Annotated in this window: 6 protein-coding genes; 5 read left to right on the top strand and 1 reads right to left on the bottom strand. The window is 68.5% G+C overall.

Annotation, left to right across the window (positions count from 1 at the left end):
- Positions 1-207: 207 nt before the first annotated feature.
- A complete protein-coding gene (locus tag EQG76_RS26455) occupies positions 208-1,743 on the top strand; it encodes an AMP-binding protein (RefSeq protein ID WP_159717859.1) in 1,536 nt (511 codons plus the stop codon).
- Here the strand turns inward: EQG76_RS26455 and EQG76_RS26450 are convergent.
- Positions 1,736-2,995, bottom strand: a complete 1,260-nt coding sequence (locus EQG76_RS26450) for a Zn-dependent hydrolase (RefSeq protein WP_159717857.1) — start codon at positions 2,993-2,995, stop codon at positions 1,736-1,738. The genes EQG76_RS26455 and EQG76_RS26450 overlap by 8 nt on opposite strands.
- A 213-nt stretch (positions 2,996-3,208) precedes the next feature.
- Here EQG76_RS26450 and EQG76_RS26445 point away from each other — a divergent pair, with 213 nt between their 5' ends.
- The 4 genes from EQG76_RS26445 to EQG76_RS26430 form a co-directional block, all read left to right on the top strand.
- Positions 3,209-4,795, top strand: a complete 1,587-nt coding sequence (locus EQG76_RS26445; RefSeq protein WP_159717855.1) for an ABC transporter substrate-binding protein — start codon at positions 3,209-3,211, stop codon at positions 4,793-4,795.
- 99 nt (positions 4,796-4,894) lie between these two features.
- Entirely contained in the window at positions 4,895-5,872 is a 978-nt protein-coding gene (locus EQG76_RS26440) for an ABC transporter permease (protein ID WP_159717853.1), read from the top strand.
- A 4-nt stretch (positions 5,873-5,876) separates the two neighbouring features.
- On the top strand, positions 5,877-6,791 hold the full coding sequence (locus EQG76_RS26435) for an ABC transporter permease (RefSeq protein WP_159717851.1): 915 nt from the start codon (positions 5,877-5,879) through the stop codon (positions 6,789-6,791).
- The coding region (locus EQG76_RS26430) for an ATP-binding cassette domain-containing protein (RefSeq protein ID WP_159717849.1) at positions 6,791-8,104 on the top strand (1,314 nt) is incomplete at its 3' end. The genes EQG76_RS26435 and EQG76_RS26430, both read left to right, overlap by 1 nt.

Raw genomic sequence — 8,104 nt, 5'->3', positions numbered from 1 at the left:
TGCCGATCAGGGACTTGAGCAGCCGGCCGTCACCGTTGCTGCCGTAGTTGGGCAGCCTTGTCTCTTGCTCGCCTCGTGCGATGCCCGGCACGACCGAGCCGCGGCGGCGAGCGGAGAATGGGCGAGGCGATTCTTCGCTTCTTGTCGTGGCTGCGGGATATGGCTTCCATTGTTTTGTGGCAGCTCCGATGCCCGTTGGAGGCGGCGATGTTCACGGTCCAGGTGCCAGGCCCCGAGCAACCCTACATCATGACCCTGGTCGCAGGGCTGCACGAGCGCGAGGCGGCGCCACTCATCCGGCACCAGGGCCAGGACGTCACCGTGGCGGCCTTCCTGCGCACGATCTACCGCCATGCCCGAGTCCTGGCCGGCCAGGGCATCGGCCGGGGCAGCCTCGTGGCGCTGTTCGCGCCGAACCATCCCGAGGCACTCGCGATCCGCTATGCGGCACATCTGCTGGGTGCCGCGGCGGTGTTCCTGTCGGTGCCGGGGACGCCAGAGCGCCGTGCGGAGCTGCTGGCGCAGATCGCTCCTGACCTGCTGGTCCTGTTCCCAGAGACGGCAGGGTTCCTGCCGGAGGGGGCCAGAGTGCGGACAGCCGCCATCGGCATCGACCTGCCTGACGCGCTGCGCCTGGACAGGCTCGCGGCGGGCGAGCCGGGCGAGCCGATCGAATGCCTAGCCCACCCGGACGAGCTGGCGGTGATCGTCTCCTCCGGTGGCACCACCGGCGTGCCGAAAGGCAGCTGCCGCAGCTTTGCCACCTATTCGGCCATGGTGCATGCCCGGAGCAATCCCAAGCGGCGCCAGCTGGTCAACGGCCACCTGGCCTACCTGTCCCAGGCGCTGGTGGACATCACTCTGCTCGGCGGCGGCACGGTGGTGCTGGTTGACCATTTCGAGCCGGCGGCGACGCTCGCCATGATCGAGGTAGAGCGGATCACCGACCTGTTCCTTGTGGAGCCGCAGCTGTTCGAGCTGATGGACCATCCCGACGTCGGTCACCGCGACCTGTCCTCGCTGCGGGTGATCAACCATATCGGCGCCTCCGCGCCGGCTAGCCTGCGCCGCCGCGCCCGCGCCCGGCTGGGGCCGGTGATCGCGCATACCTATGGCGCCAGCGAGATCGGCCTGGTCAGCGTGCTGACGCCAGCCGAGCATGACCCTTCTGTTCCGGAGCGGTTCACCTGTGCCGGCCGCATCTTCCCGGGCGTGGAGGTCCGCTTCCGCGGCGCTGACGGCGCGCCCGTCGAGCCTGGGGAGCCCGGCGAGATCGAGGTACGCTCGCCCGCCATGGCCGCGGGCTACCGCAACCGGCCGGATCTGCAGGCAGCGGCGTTCCAGGACGGCTGGTACCGGACCGGCGATCTCGGCCGGCTCGACCCGGACGGCTACCTGCACGTGCTCGGCCGCACCGCCGATATCGCCTGGGAGGGCGGCATGATGGTGACCCCGACCCTCCTGGAGGACACGCTCTGCGGCCTGGCCCAGGTACGCTATGCCATGGTGGTGGCCGAGCCGGACGGGGGAGCGCGGCTTGCTGCCATGCTCCCCTGGCCGGGCGGCAGGATCGACCTCGAGGCGTGCCGGGCGGCGGTCCTGGCCCAGTTCGGCGCTGCCCTGGCTCGGTCGATGGTCTGGCTGCCCCTGGAGCGGATGCCGCTCACCGAGCAGGGCAAGCCCGACCGGGCTGCGATCCGCGAGCTCGGCCGGGAGGCCCTACCGGCTGCCAGCCTCAGCTGACCGACGGCCCTTCCAGCACCAGCCGCTCCAGCATCGTACCCAGCCAAGCGACGCCCAGCTCCAGGTCGGCGGGCTCGGTCCATTCGCGCGGCGAGTGGCACAGGCCGTCGCGGCTCGGCACCGCGACCACGACGGAGGGGCAGATCCGCGCCATCGGCATGGCATCGTGCGCGGCGATGGTCTCCAGGCCCTGCGGCGTCACGCCGAGATCGGCCGCGGTGGCGCGCGCGAGGTCGCGCAGGCCGGGCGCGAAGGCGCCGGGTGCGCGGTACTCGTCACGCACGATCCGGTGCGTCACGCGGGCGATCGCGGCGGCATAAGGGATCAGGTCCTGCAGCCGGGAATGGGCATCCGCCATGACGCTCGCATCGGCAGAACGGATCTCGAGGAACAGCTTGGCCTGGTCCGGCACGACGTTGGGCGAGTTCGGCAGGACCTCCAGGCGGCCCACCGAGGTGTGCAGGGCGCCGGGGAAGGTGTCGGCCAGCCGGCGCAGGCCGGTGATCACTTCGGCCGCGGCCAGGAGCGCGTCCTTGCGCTTGGCCATGGGCGTCGGCCCGGTATGGGCGGTGGCGCCGCTGAACAGGAGTTCCAGCTTGTGCGCACCCCACCAGCGGTCGAACACGCCCAGGCGCGTGCCACTCTGCTCCAGCTCAGGGCCGCATTCCACGTGCAGCTCGACATAGGCGGCGGGCCTGGGCGCCTGATCGGTGCCGCGAAAGCCGATCGCGTCCAGGGCCTCAGCCACGCTCACCCCGCTGCCGTCCCTGCGGGCAAGTGCCTGCTCCAGCGGCAGGATCCCGGCATGGACCGAGGAGCCCAAGAGGCTCGGCTGGAAGCGCGCCCCCTCCTCGCCGGTCCAGGCGACCACGGCCAGGTTGGCACGTGGTTTTTGCCCGTTCAGGCGATCCTTCAGCGCCGCTGCCGCCTCCACTGCCGCCAGCACGCCATAGGCGCCGTCCAGCCGGCCGCCCTTGGGCTGGCTGTCGATGTGGGAGCCCGCGAACACCCAGGGTGCTTCCTGGCCCGCCTCTTGCTCAGCCAGACGCATGAGCCCGAACACATTGCCGATACCGTCGATCCGGACCTCGCAGCCGGCGGCTGCCATCCGTTCCGCCAGCTCGCGCCGGGCCAGGCCGTTGGCGGCGCTGGCCTCGACGCGGTCCACGCCGCCATCGCCGGTGCTGCCGATCTGCGAGAAGGATTCGAGCCGGTCGAGAAAGCCCTGCGGGCAGGCGAAGCTGGCGGACAATGGTCGGTTCCGGGACTGTGGGATTAGTGGGTTTCTTGGTATGCGCCGTTGACGCTCGTCGCAAGCCGCGCCTACGCTCACGCATGCTGCCCGGGAAGTGGGCGGGCCCCACGCAAGGCCCGATTCTCCCATGGCGGCGCGAGGGCAAGACAACAAGACATGGCAGGCGGTCGGACGGGGGAGTCACGGCGCCGGAACCGGAGGGGTGGGTAAATGAGCATCTCGTCGATCGTCGCACCGTCGCGACGCAGTTTCCTGAAGACCAGCGCCGTGGGTGCTGCCGCGCTCACGCTGCCGGCGCCCTTCATCAAGCGCGCCTACGGCCAGGCCAAGAAGACCATGGTGTTCGCGTCCGGCGAGCCCGTCACCGGCAACTGGGACCCGACGTCCCATACCGTGCTGGCGCAGATCAACCTGGAAGGCTTCGTGTTCGGCCAGCTGTTTCGCACGCCGATGCGGAGTGACAATCCGACCGAGATCGTCTGGGAACTGGCCACCGGCCAGAAGATCCTGGATCTCCACACCATCGAGTACACGCTGCGCGACGGCGTGACCTTCCATGACGGCAAGAAGTTCGGCGCGGAGGACGTCAAGGCGACGTTCGAGTACGCGTCGCAGCCGACCCGGCCGGCCGCCTGGTATCCCGGTCCCTGCGAGGTCGAGGTCGTCGACGACCTGACCGTGCGGGTGCACACCAAGGTCGGCAACTATCCGGCCGCCGCCTTCTACTTCCTGGCAGGCTTTCTGCCGATCATGTCGGCCAAGGACATCGCCGACCAGGCGACCCTGCAGGCCCGGCCGAACGGCACCGGTCCCTTCAAGTTCGCCGAGCAGCGCGGCAACACCACCGTGCTCAAGGCCTTCGACGGCTTCATGCACGGCAAGCCGATCCTGGACGAGGTCCAGTTCGCCTATATCGGCGACGCCACCACCCGCGTCCTGGCGCTGATGTCGGGCGAGATCGACGTCACCGAGCGGCTGGAGCCCGAGCAGTACGAGACGCTGGAGAGCGAATCGAAGGTCAAGCTCAGCCGCACCATCGCGACCGAAAACAAGTACCTGCATTTCCGCTGCGACAAGCCGCCGTTCGACAACCCGATCCTGCGCCAGGCCGCGGCCGCCGCGATCGACCGCGAGCAGGTCCTGGCGGTCATGGGTGCCGCCGGCCATGCGTCCAACAACTACATCTCGCCGGTCAAGTTCGGCTATGTCGACCTGGAGAATTATCCGGCCTACGACCCGGCCAAGTGCCAAGAGCTCCTGAGCCAGGCGGGCTTCCCGAACGGCCAGGGCCTGCCCGAGATGGAGTACACCACGTCGACGGGCTTCTACCCGAAGACCAAGGAATACGGCGAGGTGATCGCCGCGATGCTCCAGGAGCAGGGCTTCCCGATCAAGTTCACGGTCATGGAGACCGCGGCCTGGGGTGCCAGGCTCTACCAGCAGGCCGGCCAGCCCAGCCATGCCGCGATGACCGACTGCGGCTGGTCGACCGGCTCGCCCGAGCCCGACCTCGTGCTGCGCTCGATGTTCTACGGCAAGGCGGGCCCCAAGGGCGGCCTGATCAACGGCATCCAGGACGCCGACATCGACGCCGCGCTGAACGCCGAGCAGGCCGAGCCCGATCCGGAGAAGCGCGCGGGGCTGATCGGCCAGGCTACCGGCGTGATCGCCGACAAGGTGCCGTCTTTGTCCCTGTTCACGTCCGTCCTGCTGCACGGCTACCGCACGGAGCTGGAGGGCCTCTACTTCTTCCCGAACGGCCCGATCGACGCGGTCAAGGCCGAGTTCAAGGCGTAAGACACCAGTTCGGCCGGGAAGGGGGCTTGGCGCCTTCCGCCCGGCCGGGCCCGCTCCAGTGTAAGTCGGGGTGCCCTCGGCAGCAGGAAATCGTCCGCAATGGGTTTTATTCTGACCTTTCTCGCCCGTCGTCTGGCGCAGGGTCTCCTGATCATCCTGGTCGTATCCTTCGCGATCTTCGCGCTAGTACGCATGGCGCCGGGTGACCCGGCCCGGACCATCCTGGGCGGCATGGCGTCCGACGAGCTGGTCGAGGCGACCGCCAAGGAGATGGGGCTGCGCGACCCGATCCTCGTGCAGTACGGGCGCTACCTCACCGGCCTGCTGCAGGGTGATCTCGGCAACTCCTACATCAAGACCGAGAGCGGCGGTGCCGCCATGGCCAACCAGGACCAGGGCGTCAGTTCCCGCGCCTCGGTCACCACGCTGATCGCCAACACGCTGCCCTACACGCTGCAGCTGGCGGGCCTGGCCCTGCTGCTGACTCTGGTCATCTCGATCCCGATCGGGATCGCCGGCGGCGTTCATGCCGGACGCTGGCAGGACAAGTTCGCGGTCTACTTGTCCTCGATCTTCGTCTCCCTGCCAAACTTCTGGTTCGCGATCGTGCTGGCACTGGTGGTCACCGCGAGGCTCGGCTGGATCCCGTCGATCGGCTACCAGAACTTCGCCTACACCATCCTGCCCGCGATCGTGATCGCGGTGGAGATGTCGCCGATCTTCATCCGCTCGCTCTCGGTCTCGGTCGCCGACACGCTGCGCCAGACCTTTGTCGAGGTCGCCGCGGTGCGGGGCCTGGGACCCAGGAAGATCCTCTACGGCCATGTCCTGCGCAATGCCGCCGTGCCGATCCTCAACCTGTTCGGCGTGCAGGTCGGTGCGCTGCTGGGCGGCGTGCTGATCGTCGAATACATCTTCGACTATCCCGGCATCGGCCTGCTCACCGTCCAAGCGGTCACCCAGCGAGACTTCCCGGTGATCCAGGGCGTGGCGATCCTGTCGAGTGCCATCTTCGTCGTCGTGAACATCCTGGTCGACCTCGCCGCCGCGCGGATCGACCCCCGTCTGGAAAGCTGAGCCCATGGCAAGCGAGGTCCTGGCCGGCAGCACCACCATCCCGGTCAAGCGTCCGATCGGCCCGACCCGGCGCCTGTGGGCCACTGCCTGGAAGCGCCCGGAGTTCAAGGTCGGCCTGATCATCTTCGTGATCCTGATCGGGCTGGCGCTCATCTTCCCGCTCGTCACCGAACTCTCTCCGGTGAAGATCTCGGTGAAGGACAAGTTCCTGCCGCCGTTCTTCATGGAAGGTGGCAGCCTCGCCCATCCGCTGGGCACCGACCAGCTCGGCCGTGACCTGTTCATCCGCTCGCTGATCGGGTTGCAGAACGCGCTGCTGATCAGCTTCTCCACCGTGATCCTGATGTTCATCATCGGCACCACGATCGGGCTGGTGTCCGGCTACAAGGGTGGCTGGGTCGACACGATCCTGATGCGGCTGACCGACGCCCAGCTCTCGATCCCGCTGATCATCCTGGCAATCGTGATCTTGACCATCACCCGGCCCACGCCGCTTGCGGTGATTCTGGTGCTGGCGCTGGCGAGCTGGCCAGCCTATGCGCGCGTCACCCGCAGCGTGGCGCTCACCGAGCGGCGCCGGGAATATGTGCGCGGTGCCAAGATCCTGGGGGCATCCGACCTGCGCATCATGCTGATGCTGGTGGCCCCCAACATCCTGCCGCCGATCGCCTTCGTCGCGATCCTGGACGTGGCGCGCATGATGATCTTCGAGGCGATCCTGGGCTTCATCGGCATCGGCGTGCAGCCGCCGACTCCCACCTTCGGCACGATCATCTCGGACGGGCGCAAGTACCTGATCAATGCCTGGTGGATCGCGACCATGCCGGGTGCGTTCCTGTTCCTCTCGCTGCTGTCCTTGAACCTGATGGGCGCCTCCCTAGAGCGCGCACGCAACATGCTGCTGCGGGGCACGATCTGATGACGGGCAAGCAAGCCACGCTGCTCGAGGTCAAGGACCTCTCCATCGAGCTGATCCGCGGCCAGGAGCGCCGCACCGTGCTGGACCAGGTCTCGTTCAGTCTGGAAGAGCGGGCCGTGCTGGGCCTGATCGGCGAGAGCGGCTCGGGCAAGACCATCCTGGCCAAGGCGATCGCCGGCTGGATCGCCCCGCCGCTGTTCCGCAAGGGCGGGCAGGTGCTCTATCGCGGCCGCGACCTGTTCGGCCTGTCCGAGGCCGACACCCGCGCCCTGCGCGGCCGGCATATCGGCTATATCGGGGCCGATCCCGGCAGCTCGTTCGACCCCACCATCCCGGTGGGCGTGCAGATCGCCGAGAAGCTGCGCGCGGTGCGGCCGGACATCCCGATGGCGCAGGCCGCCAAGCGCACCATCGAGCTGCTCGACCGGGTCCGCATCCCGTCGGCCGCCCGCCGCTACCGTGAGTACCCCAGCCAGTATTCGGGCGGCATGCTCCAGCGCGCCATGATCGTGGACGCGCTGGTGGCCGAGCCGACCCTCCTGGTCTGCGACAACGTCACCCAGCCCCTGGACGTGACCGTGGCGGCCCAGATCGTGCGCCTGCTGCGCGACCTGCGCGAGGACATCAAAGCCGGCATCCTGTTCATCACGACCTCGGTACCGGTGGTCTCGGAGATCGCCGACGACCTGCTGGTCCTGTCCAAGGGTCGGGTTGTCGAGCGCACCACGCCGGCCCGCATGGTCGCAGCCCCCGGGCATGCCTATTCGCGCGAGCTCCTGGAGCGGATGCCGCGGATCTGGACCGAGCAGCCGCCGCTGCGCTCCACCGCGGAGGCGCAGGCGGCGCGGGCGAAGGCGGGTGGCAAGAACCAGCCGATCCTCTCGGTCCAGGACGTCACCAAGCACTACAGCGTGCCGGATCGCGACCGGTTCTTCGGCAAGCAGGTCGTCCAGGCGGTGCGCGGCGTCACCTTCGACGTGTTCCCCGGCGACAATTTCGGCCTGGTAGGCGAATCTGGCTGCGGCAAGTCCACGCTCTCGCGCCTCCTGTCCTGGGTCGAGCCGCCGGATTCGGGGAGCATCCTGTTCGACGGCAAGGACATCGCCACCATGTCGGCGCGCGAGCGCCTGACCATGCGCCGCGGCTTCCAGCTCCTCCTGCAGGACCCCTACAACTGCATCCCGCCCAACCTGCCGGTCGGCCGCACCATCGGCTTCTCGCTCCAGGTCCATGGCGCCGGGCGCAAGGAGATCCAGGAGAAGGTCGACGCGGTGATGGCCGAGGTGGGGCTGCCGCGCGAGCTGGCCGAGCGT

The organism is Geminicoccus flavidas (genome assembly GCF_009806515.1).
Classification (GTDB): Bacteria; Pseudomonadota; Alphaproteobacteria; order Geminicoccales; family Geminicoccaceae; genus Geminicoccus; species Geminicoccus flavidus.
Note: the sequence above shows the minus strand (reverse complement) of the source record. Positions and strands in the feature narration are given on the sequence as shown.